The following is a 14,683-nucleotide window of genomic DNA, read 5'->3' as shown; positions in this document are numbered from 1 at the left end:
TAATTATTTGTGGGAAACCGTCCATTTGTAATGGATCTACATGAAATTATTAGGTGCTGCGCACTTTTTCCAATATCCTATAATGAGCGCGAGCGTTTCCTTAATTTCAATAAAGTCAGCAGGCTTTACAAAAAAACCTTGTGCAGAGTTGCTGTAAGCCTCAATGACGGCTTGCTCGTTAAGGGCCGTAGTGAAAAATATATAAGGTATGCATTTCAGGCTCAATTCTGTATCTGTGTGAAGCTTCTTTCGAAGTTCAAGACCATTTAGTTTTGGTAAGTTAATGTCGGATAAAATAATAAATGGACTCACCCCACTCGAATAAAGGTAATCCAAAGCCAGCTCTCCATCAATGAAATACATCCTTTTGTTGGAATATCCCAATTTGACAAAAGCTTCTTCGAAAACAAATTGATCATCAGGATCATCCTCAATGATAATTATCACGCCATCCTTGTTCATAAAATATTCCGTTTGCTGACAAGGCAAAATAATTATGCCTCTGGGAATGTTGCAGGCAATTTTATAACTACGCGTTGCGTCATTTTAAAGACTAAACTGATATAAAGTGATCAAAACCTGCTTTCTAAGGTCATATTCTCTCTTTCATTAACCTATCCCATCATTTAGATCAGACATTATCCCAAAGCGCTTTAAGGCTGACACGTGTGATTGCAGCGCCCTCCAAAAGGTTGGGTGCTGGCGGTAGACCAACCCGAACTCTTCAGCGGTTTGTTTTACGATAGGTGCGATTTGGGGATAATGCACGTGACAGATTTTGGGAAACAAGTGGTGCTCGATCTGATAGTTTAGCCCCCCAACATACCAAGACAGCCACTTATTGTCTGGCGAGAAATTAACCGTTGTTTCCAGCTGGTGGATTGCCCAATCTTTTGGAATGATACCTGTTTCGTCCAGCTTGGGGTGGACTGTCCCTTCGACCGTATGGGCCAATTGGAAAATAATGGTTAACACTAGTCCGGCAGTAAAATGCATCAGCAGAAAGCCGGCAAGGATCTCTTTGAACGGCATAGAAAACACCACTACTGGCAAAACAAAGAAAACGGCAAGGTAAATCGCTTTCATTGCAATGAGGCTCAGAAGCGTGATGGTATTCTGCTTTCTGGTTTGCTTATTGACACCGTTGCCGGTGTAGGAAACCAACTGAATGAAATCCTTCAGCAATACCCAGTACAAAGTCAATATCCCGTAGACAAAGAAAGCATATACCCATTGAAATCGATGAACCTTCTTTGGCTTCGCGTGGGGCGAGAGCTTAACAATGCCGCGGTCACGGATATCCTCGTCCAAAGGTACAATATTCGTGTAGGTATGGTGGAGCACGTTATGCTGTAACTTCCAGTTCAACACACCGGCCCCGGCCAGATAAATGGAGTAACCCAGGCATAGATTAACCGCAGAATTACTTGAATAAGCACCGTGATTGGCATCGTGCATGATGCTCATCCCGATGCCAGATATGCCTAGCCCCATAATGATCCACATGGACATACTAGTCCAGTACGGGGGTTGACAGGCTAGCAGGAAAATAAATGGGAGAACATAGACGGCCAGCAGCACTACTGTCTTTATTACCATTCCATGGTTGGCATGTTTAGAAAGGTTGTTCTCTATAAAGTAGGCATCCACTCTTTTCTTAAGCGTTGGGAAAAACAGGGTTTTTTCCGAGGCAATGAATTTTACTTGTTCTTTAAGCTTCATGGTTGCATTGTACTAAGTACCGAATAGGCCCTTAGGGCACTTTAAGCGGCAAAAATAACAATGGAGTTCAAAAACCAGAAGCGCCTTTCATTTTGCCTTCGTTTTTGCAGCAATTCCTGTTCCCGGCCACAGGGATTGTAAGCTAAATAGTATCGGGATATTAAAACTGATAAAATTTGCCAGTTTGTCGGGTATAGTAGGCTTGCTTGCGCAGGCTTTCATCAGGTTGGTTGTGTTCGGGTGTGCTACCTGTCCCCATCCCATATGTACAATGGCTGCAAAGCGAATAGAGAAAACGGAGATTATGCCGCAGGCTGCATTTGTGGATTGATAGCATTCCACGCGTTAATAGTAGCGATTGCCATAATTACCTCTGCCACTTACTCGTCCCCCAGCAGGTTTTCGCTGTCTCGTACACTTGGTCACTATGTACAGTTTAAGGTATACGATCTAGAGTATATTAAACTTAAATAAGTGTTGATAAGCCCTAAGCTGGCATTTGTTACTCCACCCTATTTTTCATTTTAACCACCGAATTTTTAGTCGGGCAACAGCGGTTACATAATACGTGTAAGAGTGCTTTCCAATATAAACGTATGCGTCCGATAGAACCATATTTTAATAGATGGATGTAGTTCGTAATCTTGTTTCATGAAAAATGAGGCAGAAAAAATGCGTGATCTGTACGATCAGTGGCAGACACAAGGGATAAGCAAACAGGCTTTTTGCAATCGGAATGATATGGGGTACCATAAATTCAATTACTGGGTTAAAAAATTCCGCGTCAAGAATGTGGCCACGGCGGCACCAGCCCGTGGGTTCAGTCAGATATCAGTTCCGCAACCGGAGTTACTGGGTCAAGACCAACAGGCGCTGGCAGCAATCACTTTTCCATCCGGAGCGCGTATAGAGTTCTTCGGTTCTCTTGACGCATCATTTATCAGGAAGCTCATTCTTTAATATGCTGGCCTTATCTACTAGTTGCCGGTACTTCCTGTACCGGAGCGCAACAGACATGCGTTTTGGAATTTACTCACTCGCTGGCCTGGTCCGCAATGAATTAGGCTTTGATCCATCGAGCGGCGATGTTTTCGTTTTCTTAGGTAAACGACTTAATCAAATCCGGCTCTTGCAGTGGGACCGCGACGGGTTTGCGATGTATGTCAAAAAGCTGGAACAAGGCACTTTTGAATGGCCAAAATCAGAAGATATAGCCATTACTAGCCAGCAACTGACACTTCTTTTACAGGGCGTAATGCTGGATTCTGTCCGCCTCAGAAAACGTTATCAGCACACAAAATAAGACGGAAGATTCGTACAAAAAGTGCCTAAATAGCTTGTATAGGCTTATTTTAAGCCGTATCTTCGGGTATGGAAGATACAGCGACGGACTATAAATTGCTCTATGAACAAGCAATTGCTGCACATCAAAAAGTAGTCGCTGAGAAGGATGAGCAGATCCAGTCCCTGAACTTTGAGCTTGATAAATACAAGCGGTATATATTCGGCAAAAAGAATGAGAAATTGGCCAGTGTCCACACGGATGTAAACCAGATCGATCTCTTTGAACTGGGAACCGACCAGCAGCAACAAGAAGAACTTTCACAGCGAGTCGCAGACGTTGTAAAGGAAAAAACTCCTGCAAAAAAACGTGACAAGGGCACTGGAAGAATGATACTTCCTGAGAACCTACGCCGTGCAATCATCATTATTGAACCTACCGAAGATGTTACTGGCTGCACTATAATCGGAGAAGAGGTCACAGAAGTGTTGGATCTGATTCCAGCCGAATTTTACGTCAAGCGATATATCCGTTATAAATATGCCCGTGCTAATGGCGAGGGTATTATAACAGCATCACTTCCGGACCGTGTAATCGAAAAGGGCATCCCTTCCGAAGCGGTTATCGCCCAAACGGTTGTCGACAAATACGTTTTTGGTCTTCCCCTTCACCGGCAGATAGACAAATACAGACGGTTAGGGGTAAATGTTCCAGCTTCCACAGCTTCTGACTGGATTATGAAAGGGTGGCAGCATCTGGCTCCGTTATGGGAGCTTTTAAAACTTCTGGTTCTGAATCAAAAGTATTTACAGTTGGATGAGACACCGTTGAAAGTGCTTGATAGAGACCATAAAAATGGGGTCCATCAAGGCTATGTATGGATATATAATGCAACCTGCGATAAGCTGACGCTGTTTGACTACCGGAAAGGCCGCGACCAAAGCGGCCCTAAACAAATGCTGGAAGGATATGCTGGCATACTTCAAGTCGACGGTTATTCAGTGTACGAAAAGCTTTTTGGTAACCATCCGGATATTCTTCTGGTTTACTGTATGGCTCATTCTCGCAGAAAATTTGTAGATGCTCTTAAATACGATAAGGAAAGATCAACTTACGTGCTTGAACGCATGCAAATACTCTATGCTCTAGAGCAGCAAATGCGTGAAGAAAAGCTGGATTGGGAAGAGAAAACAAAATTAAGACAGGAAAAGTCAGTTCCAGTTCTTTTGGAATTAAAGGAGTGGATGATAGAGCAGCTCCCGCTGGTAATTCCTAAAAGTCCGCTCGGTCAAGCCATAGCCTACACCTTACCACGCTGGGAAGGACTAAGTGCCTACGCACTTCACGGGCAAATTGAGATTGATAATAATCTCGCCGAGAACGTAATCAGGCCCCTTGCAATTGGACGAAAAGCGTTTTTGTTCGCCGGCTCTCACCAGGCGGCAGAAATGGCAGCTGCTATGTATTCCTTTATGGCGACATGCAAGAAAAATGGCGTTGATGAACAGGAGTGGCTCAAAGATGTCTTCGAAAGAATCCAGTCACACAAACAAAAAGATCTTTACCAGCTGCTTCCAAATAACTGGATTGAGTACAGGAATCAGAACGGTTAATCTACCTGGCAGAGAGCCAATCTACACAATGTGGGTTCGTCGGATGGATACTTACAATCAGAAAAGGCCTCATGCCAGCTGCAATTATCTAACACCCAACCAAGCGCATGAGTGTAACGGGCCGATGCTAAAAAAATGGAGAACCACAAAAAGAAAGGAAACTGGAATATTACAAAATCGACTCGTCTACAAAATGGTGTAAATCTTAATTAAATCTGTAAGGTAAAATCAGCGTAATGCACGGTGTTATTCGCTGGCTCCCATGAAGCAGCACAGCGGGCTGCCATGATCTACTCCTTCTTTGCTATCTGCAAAAAACACAATGTCAATCCCTACAATTGGCTAAAAAATACCCTGCTAAACATCTCGACGATCAACCATAAAAACATCAGCGACCTGTACCCGCAAAACTTTAACAAAGTTCAGCAGTTAACAAATATGTAGTTGATAGGCCGGATACGTACCAATAGCCATGAAAGGCAGTGGCTGGTTAGGAATACCACTGGAAACCCCTTTTGCTTAAATGCCTCCGTTTCATTACAAGCTAAAAGTTATATTTGCTTCCAATCGTCGGATATGCCTGGAATGCAAACGGACTTCCTAGCAAATTGTAGTAAATACTAATCCTCGAACCAACTGAAAAACCCTTCTTAACTTTAAGCCAAATCTGTGGATCGCCAAAAAAAGCAAACTTTTTACCTTTCGAAGTGGGATTTGAAATTCCAGGATTACGGTTATCTGTGAAAGCGGTGAAGCTCCCTTCAATAAAAATCCGGTAATTCAATAGACCCCGACCAAAGTAAAAGGTGGCCTGTGCATCATGTGTAGCAGTTCTGACCGGATTAAAGCGATACGATGCGGCAGCATTGAAAAACGCTTTTTTCCAAACAAATGGATAGCTAACCCCGATGCCAAAACGATTGCCAATGTGATAGCCAAATGAAGGCGAAGCAACTCCCAGCCCACCTGAGTACTGCAGTGCGAGATAGACCTTTGGCTTCCAGAATTTGATAGTTTGAGACACCTGGACAAAAACCTCGCCCATATTATCTTGATCGCCGTTCAGAAAAGACTGAGCTTTAAAAAGAAATGACCCGGTCGAAACAGTATCAACGTTTTTGAAATACTGAAAACAGATTATTGGAAAATTCCTCCGGTTCAATTTGGGGTCGACCGAATGCCTCAAGTCGTAATGCAGTTGAATGTCCTGGGCATTTGATGCAATGCTCCAAAGACAGAGAAAAATTAAAGAAAAACGTTTCATATTTTTGCCGGGCCTTCATGGAAAATTGATACGCCAAATGTCTTCTCATGACATTTGAAACGCCGTAATCCTGGCGTAAAGATTGCAGAAACATGAATTCCGAATGATTTGAAAGGTTTATATGAACAGTATTGAGGAGCAGGCATTCGTCGATTTGTACATCAAAGCATTTAGCAAATGTTTTGGTACTACTCCCTCAATGCAACTCAGCGAAGCAGAAAGTAAACATTTTTCCAATGCCATTCATGAGCAGACGGGATTGATCGTTGGCTGGAAAAGCATTAAAAACTATTCTTTATACATTTTCGAATCGGGAAGCTCTAAGCAGGAAAATCCGTCCCTGGCCACATTGGATACCCTTGCCCGCTTCGTAGGCGAGGCGCCCAAGACGGATGAAATCCTTAGAAAAAAGAATGAATCACACTATCCATTTTGGTTTGCTTCTCTCGAAAATTATCGCACCTTACGCGGCGTTCAGACGATTAAAAAATCTGTGGCTGAGCCAACTGCGCTGAAAGTAATTCTGATTTCATTGTTGGTCCTGACCATGATAGCAATCTTTACTTTTATCTTTTTTTTTCAGGGGACAAGGGATTTTTATGAAGATTTTAACCAGTTGAATGAGGATTCACTTATAGTAAATGGGTGGATTTTACGAGACCGGGAATCGTTTTATTGGGCTAAAAGGAATGTAAAACCCGGACATTTAACCCTATTTACGCAAGAAGGTGATAATTATATCTCCGGCAATCAAAAAGCACATATCAATAATTATCTGTTTCGAAAAACGAAGTCCGAATGTTTTAGCACAGAAGTACTTTTTACAGGTTTTATCCCTGAACATAATTGGCAGCAGGCGGGAATTCTGCTCATGGAAGACACGCTGCCAAACAGTAGAAATCTGAGATTAAGCCTGGCTTATAATGATTTTTTCGGGGGATATGTCAAGCCAGGGGAAATCATAATCCAGGCTGTTTACGATGACGGCGACCCTGTACGCAAGCCGGAGGAGCTCGCCCACATGACACTTTTCACAAATCAGCCCGCCAACCAACAAATCATCCGGCAAAATCTGGCCAAATCAGCGTTAAGGATTGAGAAAACCGGCTCCCGTTTCAGATTGCTGCATGCTTCCGGGTCTCCAAGTCTTTTCGCTTTGAAGGAAATATTGGAAAAGGAAATAGACTTCGTGCCTAAGTATGCGGGTGTTTTTGCGCTTAAAGGCTTTATGCCGGATACACCAGTCAAGCCGGTTCATATTGATTTTTTTAGTATGAAACATCTGGATTGCAATTAGAAAGCAAAAAAGCCGCCTTAATGTATCTTGTGAGATCGCTCAGACGTGATTAGCAGCAAAATGAACAATAGTCATCTGACTAATCTCTGGTTTAGGCGAGATAACTTTTGCGTGGTTATCCAACTACTATTAATGTCTGTTATACCGCACTTCAAAGTGTTTTTCAGGGAAATATGAAAGTCGCAGGGGAATTCCTGGCGGCTTCCATTTAAATTGATGAATGGAGTACCGAACTGTATCCAACCTATCAAGTGCATATTTCGTAGCAGCGACCGCTTGATTACTTTTGACAGATCCATTCTCGTTGTTTTTTCAGTCAAAAGTAAAAATCGCATTTTAGCTAAGAAATATGTGGTTCATCGGATGCTTACATATAAACTAAGAGCTTTTGGGTAGAGTTAGCTCTGAACATGAATGAATTCCAGGTGGCCAAAGAACTTTATCGGGGCAGAAATTTGGCACACTATTAATGAGGAAGGGCAAAGCTGCATATATATATAAACAAGTACTATGGCAAAGGCACCTTTCAAAACGGAAAATGAAATGAGTGATATTCTCCGGCATTTACACATGCAGCGGGAAAGTATCCTAAATAAATGGCGTTCAACATGTGCCGAAAACCTGGCTATGTTAAGTAAAACCAGTTTTTCCAGAGAAGAATTCAATGACCAGGTGCCCGCAATTTTAAATATATTGAATCAAAGACTGGCAAAATTGCCAGAGGAATCAGAGGTGGTCATTGTGGCACAGGAACATGGGCTTCACCGGTGGCAGCGAGGTTATTCTCTTCCTGAGTTATTAGTTGAGCTAGAGGTGCTGTTCAATATCTTGATGGAGACAATTAATCAGTTTCATAAGGAGCAAGGTATTTCTGCTGACGTGCTTCTGGAAATTTATCAGCATTGAGGTGGCTTCAAAAAGCGGCACACATTTTTGCACAACATGATGCGAAATGGGAGTTCAAAAAGGGGGCAAGAGCCGAAAGAGTTATGACGCTGATTTTAAGCAGGAAGTAACAAGGATGGGTATTTCGGAGAAGTTGGGCTCTTCGTCACTTTTGATGATAAAACGTAAGTAAAAATTACACAATTATTTTGACACATAGCCAACCTGGCTTTTGAATTCTACTTCAATTCTTTCCAAAAGCTTATAAATCTGGGAGTTTTTATATTGCGTGTTGTATTTCTTATTAATCCATTCAAGCAATAGTGGGCCAGACCAACGCTTTTGGGAATAACCAAACTCATCGGGGCCGCAATTCAAGACAACATGTCGAATATCTTCAAGGTCAGATTGTGACAAATTTGATTTCCTGCCACGCCCTGGAAGGTCGTATAACCCTTCGATTCCTTCGTTAATGCATGTTTTTAAGTAGAGGTAAATATTCTCTCACTACATCATGTTGACTGCCCTTGCGGTCTCCCCGTACAGAGTTTCACGCCGATTTCTTTTCTCATTGGGAATCACCAACTAAAAGGCTAGCACCCACTACTATTCCAAAATCTGTTTGTCGTCTTGTAACCTTTTTCTGAGATCACTGTAAGGCACTTCGTGTAATCCCATTTTACGGTCTAAGGCCATGCCAGCCAATGTTCCTGCACTCTGCCCCAAAATCATGAATACAGGTTCCATTCGAACAGATCCAAACGCACTGTGCGAACTTGAAAGTGCTGCTGAAACAATTAGATTACTACACTGCTGCCTCTTTGGCAAGATAACTCCCAGTGAAATCTGATAGGGTTTTTTGACACCTACACCAATATCTCCTTCATTCTGTACAAATCCCTCTGGGGTTACATACCTGTGGGTATTGTGAGAATCTATCGCATAGGCACCCATTCCAATTGGTTGCAAAACCGGAGCCTCCCCCTGAACCTCATTTTCAGTAATGACAGACTCGCCTATCATACGCCTAGCTTCCCGAACATAAATCTGATACGGCCAATTTCCGTTATCAACAAACTCATTTTTAGACAAGCCCCATGTATTGAATATTTCCCGGACCTTTACGGGTACCCGCGTATCCGTGGCATAAAAGTAAAATAAACCCTTTTGGTAAGTCTCGTGCTCTTTTAAAATCCTTTTTCTTTCTTCGTACGATGCCTCCGGGTAATCATAGTTCATTCCAATATTGTCATGACTAAATGCGCCCTTATTATTTGCATCCTTTTTACGGTTCGGCAAATTGCCCGCGCCCAGGGGAGTACTCCAGCCTTTTTCAACTAGTCTGGCCAACAATTCATATTGGGTCGAATCATAATTTTCGGGTCGTTTAAACGGTACACGGTTTTCCTTTACATCTGTAAGGCAGGTTCTGAAGCAGTAGGCCTGGATCCGATGGTCTCCCTCCCCCTTCTTCCCAGGTGTGGCACTGGAAATGCGCGGCAATAGGCCACTGGCCGCATTATTGGGGATCCTATAGGGGCTGATGTTTAGGGTGCCAAAGTTATGTCCATGATGAAATATGTTAGGCTGATTTCCATTCCATTTTTCGTTATACATACTATTGGACTCCCGGCCTACTGTATAACTTACACCAGCCGCGGCCATTAAATCACCTTCATAAGTAGCATCTATGAAAATTTTCCCTTTGAAGTGTTCACCTGTAAGCATGGTGATGGAAACGATTTTGCCATCTTTCATCTCCACACCGTCTTTCCTGTCAAGCCATTTGTTGCGAACGATTTTTATCTTATTTTCTTTGATATAGTCCTCAAAAACCTTTTCCGCAACATGAGGTTCAAAAACCCACATCGCTTTTATTTCGCTGTCCATTGCCTTCGTGCCCTGCCCGACATTACCGAATTCGTCTTTCCGCTGCCAGTTCCAGGATTTACTATTCTGGTAATGCGAATATATTCGTTGATAAAACTCTCTCGACAGACCTCCGACCACATTTTTGTTCCCTACATCAGTGAAACTCAGACCGCTCGATGACATTCCCCCAATGTGCATTTCGGGACAAACAATGATTACATGCTTTTTCATTCTAGCCAGTTGTACCGCCGACATTATCGCCGGGGAGGTGCTTCCATAAATCACCACATCGGCGATAAACGATTTTCTGGCTTTACCGGCAAACCCAAAGCCACTGCTAATTAGAATCAGGTAAACAATAGCCAAAGTCCGTATTGATATTCTTTTCATTCTTTGCGATTATAACTTAAAAATTTATCCTGTCAGTTGCCATGACTCATTTGTTCCTTAAGAACTGTGATGAAGTGCTCCCAATTTTTAGTATTGAGTTCAAAAAGACGCTGCCGCATTACTACTTTCTGATTGTTCCTATCGCCTCCAAAAGCGCAGCATTGGAACTGGATTTCAGCAATTTGATCCGATCCAATACATATTTGGACTGCGATTCGGCGTGTGACAGAACGGACAAGACCTTAATGGCAAGCCATTCGTTATTGATATCCAAACTCTGCGCTACCGGTGCGTACAACGATGGATACAGGATGTAGTCGCCTTTCAAAGAGGAGAGTATTGCTACCTTTTGTTTCACATCGGCCGTGGCATAAATCCGGCCAATGTGATTCTGAAAGGTGGTATCGGCTAAGGAAGTCTTCGAGAGCGCTTCAAGGGCAGACTGAATCAAACTGATCTTTTTAGGATCTGAAAGTGTTTGCGCTATCAGGCCTTTTACATCCGAGGAGACCGCTATATTTCCCAGCACATATTGGTTCAATATCAGCTGCTGATAATTTTCCGAATTGGCTGCAATGGTTTCCTTCAGAAAAGAAGGCTGACTGAGCATCTTGGAGGAAAGAATGGCTAACTGCTCCTTTTCACCCTGATGTATCAAATGCCAGAGTGTAAAAGTCGTATATACTGCGTTCTCGACGGATTCTTCACTTATTTCCTTTTTTGTAGCACCGGAAGTACCGTCCACTTTATCGCCAGGACCTTCCGTTAAATCTTCCATCGAATACTCCCGCAGCACCGACCAGTCGTTCTCCAGAATTGAAATCAGTTTCGCATAATCGGCGGGCTTAAAAACACTATGGTCCGTTTTGGTCAAAGGGTCTTTATATATTTCAATCCCCTTGAAATCTCCTGACAAATCCCAGACAATCCCAACTTCGATCCGGTTACACTCACCTGTAAGACATACCTCTGTGTCAACATACCGATACCAGTATCGACGTCTAAACTGATCAACCAACGCATTAACTTCCACTGAATCCTGCTCGTCGTCCAGGATATGGGAAACTGTTGGCTCCTTTTCGAAAGTCAACCCCACAAGCCCCTGGCTTCGATAAGATACAAATGGGCTTGTCATAGCTACCAAACCCAAAATAGCGCCATATAACAAGCCCATCTGATCACAATTAAATTTGATGAACTTCTTTAGCCAACGGAGTAACCGCCTGAGGATACTTTAGATCAGCGATATATTGCCCCCATTTATCGGTAGCAAATCCGTAGTTCTTTCTGGTCACCTCTGCCAGTTCGCGACTTGCAAAGTCCCTGAAATTGGAGTGGATATCGTCGAGATATGAATGCAAAAGTTGGTACCCTGTTTTACCCCCGCAGCGCGCCAGAGCGGCTGCAATGTTGACCTCCAGGCTGCCACCATAAACCCTCCAACGTACATTTTCGTATTTGGTGGTTTGGAAGTTTCCTACGTTTTTGTCTTTCAAGATTTTCTCAAAACCACTGATCAGCTTTGCGTCCGGAATCCGGTCTGCATAAAAACATAGCCCCAATATTCGATTGTGGAACGGCACGATTTTAAGATCGATCCGATTGTCGTAGTAAGCGCTAGACCTCTTGACCATTCCACCACCCGACTGGGTATTTTCCAGAATTGAACTTACGAGGTCGGTGCCCTGTGAACTACCAGACATGGCAAGCAAGGCTATATTCTGATTAATTTTCCAAAATAACCCTTCCAGCATATTCTTTTTTCTCCCCCTTATAAAATCATAATCATCTACGTATCCTTTGGGATATCCTGTTTCTGTTTCCTGGTCAAACAATGCTTCAAGCTCCTTCACAATAAGCGACACACCATTATCAGCACCAAACCAGGCCAACGCTTTTCCGAGCAATAGCTTGCCTTCTTTGCTATCGGTTGATTCAAATTTTGCCTTAAGCAAAGGCAAGGCCGTAGATTTCGGAATTCTGCTGCACTCATACAAATATTCGGGTGCTCCAGCTGCAAGCTGACCGATCCTGCGGTTTACTTCTTCCTTGTTGTCACGCAGATCGCCAACCGTTCTTTTGAGAACATCCTCAGGCAAATAGCCCAGACTACTCCATTCGCGCTGCAATTCGGATATATTATACTGGCGGGGTTGTACTTTCTTCCAGGCTACGTCTGCGGCAATTTGTCCCGTCAGAAAACCCAATACCAGCAGGTCGGCCGTCATCCTTGTAAATTGCAGGGCATTCTGAGTCTGGCTAAAACCGCGCCCTGCAAGGAGTAGACCATCAAGCTTCTTAGGCACCAGGCAACGATACGGAACCTCAATGGTAATATCATTGGAATGCGGTAAAAGGAACCCACATTTCGAATACTCAGACGGTGCAATATTGTGTGGGTCAAAGTCGCTGCTTGCCAACGATATAACATCCTCAAAATGTCTGTTCTCTGCACAATCAATCAAATCAAGAACATGCGTACCTACGATCCGGCGCGATTCCCGAACCGTAAGAAAAGGATGAAAATTATAATGATGTGCTTCGTAATGACTTATAAAAAGCCCACGCTGCTGCTCCGCGATCTGTGTGTTGTCGATAATATCGTAGTCGCGATTGGGGACAGACGGGAGCTTGCCCTTACCGGCAATATCCCACTGGCTGTAATTTTGAGTTTCCCCGAGACGTTCGTTGCCGATTTGAAACTCAGCGCCTGCAAAGGCAGCCAGGTCTCCATCGCCTGTTGCGTCAATGGTAACATGTGCCTTTAGCAATTCCAAAACCCCATTCCGGCACACCACGGCCCCTTCGACTTTGTTCTGATCAGTAATCGCTCCGCAAATCAATGCTCCGGTAACAAACTTACCACCCTTACCAACAATGCCTTGTAAATGGTAAATCTTACGTCCCATTTTCTTGGTCATGTTCGCTTCTGAAGCGACACGCTCTGCCTCTGCACTCTGCAGTTTGAAAAACTTATTTTCAACGAAGCCATGATAATAGCCCATAACGCCCCCCATGGTCTTGGTTCCTCCCAGATCATTAAAATAATCCACTACGATGGTGTCGGCTCCTTTCTGGATCGCGCCCTGGGCGGCCAGGGCTCCGGCTGTTCCTCCGCCAGCGACCAAAACCTGACACTGCTGTACTTTTTTGATCTCTTTTGCCCAGTTCAGGCTTAGTCTCCGCACGGGAATAGCTAATCCCGGCTCCAGATCCTCAGAAACCTGAACCCTCGTCATAGGCACTTGAGCGCCAGCGAGAACCAACGTTTTTGCCTTCAACACACCGCCGCTATATTTTATGGAGCCAATAAGGTCAGCTGCGGATTTCTGAATTGCCGACACCTCTCTTCCTGACAATTTCTCTGAGCCGCCAGAAAGCGTATAATAGCCCTTCAGCGACACCTTCGGTATTTGCTTATTGGCAAGTGTGTAAGAAGTTTCAAAGGCGGTTTCAGTAATAGCCGCTTTGGATAATGAACTGTCAAGCCCTTTCAGACTCTTGCCCAGCAAACCTGCTATTTTCCTTGCCTTGTGCTCAAGGTCATCGATATCGGATGAATTTACATCAAATTCGTAAGCGATAAACAGCTGATCGACGGACCGTTTGCCGGGATGAAACTCCACGCTGTTGTTGCGTATTCCATACTCGGATGATACAGTGACTGTCTTTCTTTCAGGATTTGACGCACCCGAAATTTCAAGAACGAAGCCCGCTTTTTCAAATTTCGTCTGTTCCCCTGCAATAGCTCTGCTGAACAACAGCTGGTCGGAGGCATCAATGAACTGATTACAGTCTATTTTGAAAGTTCCTTGTTTGGTAGCAACCATCACGCCGCTTACCCGGTTGTCTGCGGTTAATATGCCGCAAACGTCGGTCATCAACAACACATCCACCTTTTTTTCCAGCATATTTTTCAATAATGCCTTCCTGATACTACCATTGAATAAAAGAAGGTCATTACCAAACAGACTGTTGCCAATTCCCTGCCCCTGCTTGTTTTCCACCTCTGCAAGTTCCTCCTTAGGCAAAAAGGCATCAATCAATTCCTGATTCCATTTATCAAGGTCTTCTTTGTCGATCCATAATTTCCCCTTGGCCCAGATATCATATCCCGGACTGGTTCTTTTTTCAACAATCAGCACTTTCTTCCCTTTTTTTATTGCCTCAGTTGCAGCAAAATAGCCGGCCAGCCCGGCACCATTGATAATCAGGTCATAAGGACCGGAATTCTTAGTTTCAGAAAACTGTCTGGCTATTTCGGCATATGACTGATTGCCTATCAGAGAGCCGCCCACAAGTGCAGCACCAAAGGTTGGTATACTAAGATTTAAAAATTTTCTCCGTTTCATTATCTT

The 14,683-nt window shown here is 43.6% G+C and carries 12 protein-coding genes and 1 pseudogene; 6 read left to right on the top strand and 7 right to left on the bottom strand.

Annotated features, from left to right (window positions below; all coding sequences use genetic code 11):
- Positions 1 to 36: 36 nt before the first annotated feature.
- Both LZG72_RS10820 and LZG72_RS10815 read right to left on the bottom strand, forming a co-directional pair.
- Positions 37 to 462: a response regulator gene (locus LZG72_RS10820; protein ID WP_233871421.1), complete on the bottom strand. Its 426-nt coding sequence runs from the start codon at positions 460 to 462 to the stop codon at positions 37 to 39.
- A gap of 147 nt (positions 463 to 609) precedes the next feature.
- A complete protein-coding gene (locus LZG72_RS10815; RefSeq protein ID WP_233871418.1) occupies positions 610 to 1,722 on the bottom strand; it encodes an acyl-CoA desaturase in 1,113 nt (370 codons plus the stop codon).
- A gap of 651 nt (positions 1,723 to 2,373) precedes the next feature.
- On the opposite strand from LZG72_RS10815, the gene tnpA reads away from it, so the two are divergent.
- The 4 genes and pseudogenes from tnpA to LZG72_RS10795 form a co-directional block, all read left to right on the top strand.
- The gene (tnpA, locus tag LZG72_RS10810) at positions 2,374 to 2,682 is read left to right on the top strand and encodes an IS66 family insertion sequence element accessory protein TnpA (protein WP_233871415.1); all 309 of its coding nucleotides are present in this window, start codon (positions 2,374 to 2,376) and stop codon (positions 2,680 to 2,682) included.
- 1 nt (position 2,683) lies between these two features.
- Positions 2,684 to 3,025 carry an IS66 family insertion sequence element accessory protein TnpB gene (gene tnpB / locus LZG72_RS10805; protein ID WP_255700997.1) on the top strand — a complete coding sequence of 114 codons (342 nt, stop codon included), beginning with the start codon at positions 2,684 to 2,686 and terminating at the stop codon, positions 3,023 to 3,025.
- A gap of 68 nt (positions 3,026 to 3,093) precedes the next feature.
- Positions 3,094 to 4,617 (top strand): IS66 family transposase, encoded by a 1,524-nt coding sequence (gene tnpC / locus LZG72_RS10800; protein WP_233871409.1) that lies wholly within the window; start codon positions 3,094 to 3,096, stop codon positions 4,615 to 4,617.
- 246 nt (positions 4,618 to 4,863) lie between these two features.
- Positions 4,864 to 5,061 (top strand): annotated as a pseudogene (locus LZG72_RS10795) (IS66 family transposase); the annotation flags it as partial.
- Between the two features lie 100 nt (positions 5,062 to 5,161).
- Here the strand turns inward: LZG72_RS10795 and LZG72_RS10790 are convergent.
- Positions 5,162 to 5,881, bottom strand: coding sequence for a DUF5020 family protein (locus LZG72_RS10790; protein WP_233871406.1), 720 nt, complete (start codon positions 5,879 to 5,881; stop codon positions 5,162 to 5,164).
- A gap of 121 nt (positions 5,882 to 6,002) precedes the next feature.
- On the opposite strand from LZG72_RS10790, the gene LZG72_RS10785 reads away from it, so the two are divergent.
- Together LZG72_RS10785 and LZG72_RS10780 are read left to right on the top strand one after the other, a co-directional pair.
- On the top strand, positions 6,003 to 7,178 hold the full coding sequence (locus LZG72_RS10785; RefSeq protein WP_233871403.1) for a hypothetical protein: 1,176 nt from the start codon (positions 6,003 to 6,005) through the stop codon (positions 7,176 to 7,178).
- Positions 7,179 to 7,688: 510 nt separating this feature from the next.
- Positions 7,689 to 8,084: an RsbRD N-terminal domain-containing protein gene (locus tag LZG72_RS10780; protein ID WP_233871400.1), complete on the top strand. Its 396-nt coding sequence runs from the start codon at positions 7,689 to 7,691 to the stop codon at positions 8,082 to 8,084.
- A gap of 183 nt (positions 8,085 to 8,267) precedes the next feature.
- On the opposite strand, the gene LZG72_RS29430 is transcribed toward LZG72_RS10780, so the two are convergent.
- The 4 genes from LZG72_RS29430 to LZG72_RS10765 form a co-directional block, all read right to left on the bottom strand.
- On the bottom strand, positions 8,268 to 8,561 hold the full coding sequence (locus LZG72_RS29430) for a transposase (RefSeq protein WP_409017689.1): 294 nt from the start codon (positions 8,559 to 8,561) through the stop codon (positions 8,268 to 8,270).
- A gap of 108 nt (positions 8,562 to 8,669) precedes the next feature.
- A complete protein-coding gene (locus LZG72_RS10775) occupies positions 8,670 to 10,325 on the bottom strand; it encodes an FAD-dependent oxidoreductase (RefSeq protein WP_233871397.1) in 1,656 nt (551 codons plus the stop codon).
- A gap of 121 nt (positions 10,326 to 10,446) precedes the next feature.
- On the bottom strand, positions 10,447 to 11,499 hold the full coding sequence (locus LZG72_RS10770; RefSeq protein ID WP_233871394.1) for a hypothetical protein: 1,053 nt from the start codon (positions 11,497 to 11,499) through the stop codon (positions 10,447 to 10,449).
- 10 nt (positions 11,500 to 11,509) lie between these two features.
- Positions 11,510 to 14,677 (bottom strand): FAD-dependent oxidoreductase, encoded by a 3,168-nt coding sequence (locus tag LZG72_RS10765; RefSeq protein ID WP_233871391.1) that lies wholly within the window; start codon positions 14,675 to 14,677, stop codon positions 11,510 to 11,512.
- Between the last annotated feature and the right edge of the window lie 6 nt (positions 14,678 to 14,683).

The sequence above is a fragment of the Dyadobacter sp. CY323 genome (assembly GCF_021390245.1).
GTDB lineage: Bacteria > Bacteroidota > Bacteroidia > Cytophagales > Spirosomataceae > Dyadobacter.
The sequence above is the reverse complement of the archived record's forward strand: the minus strand, read 5'-3'. Positions and strand labels throughout refer to the sequence as shown.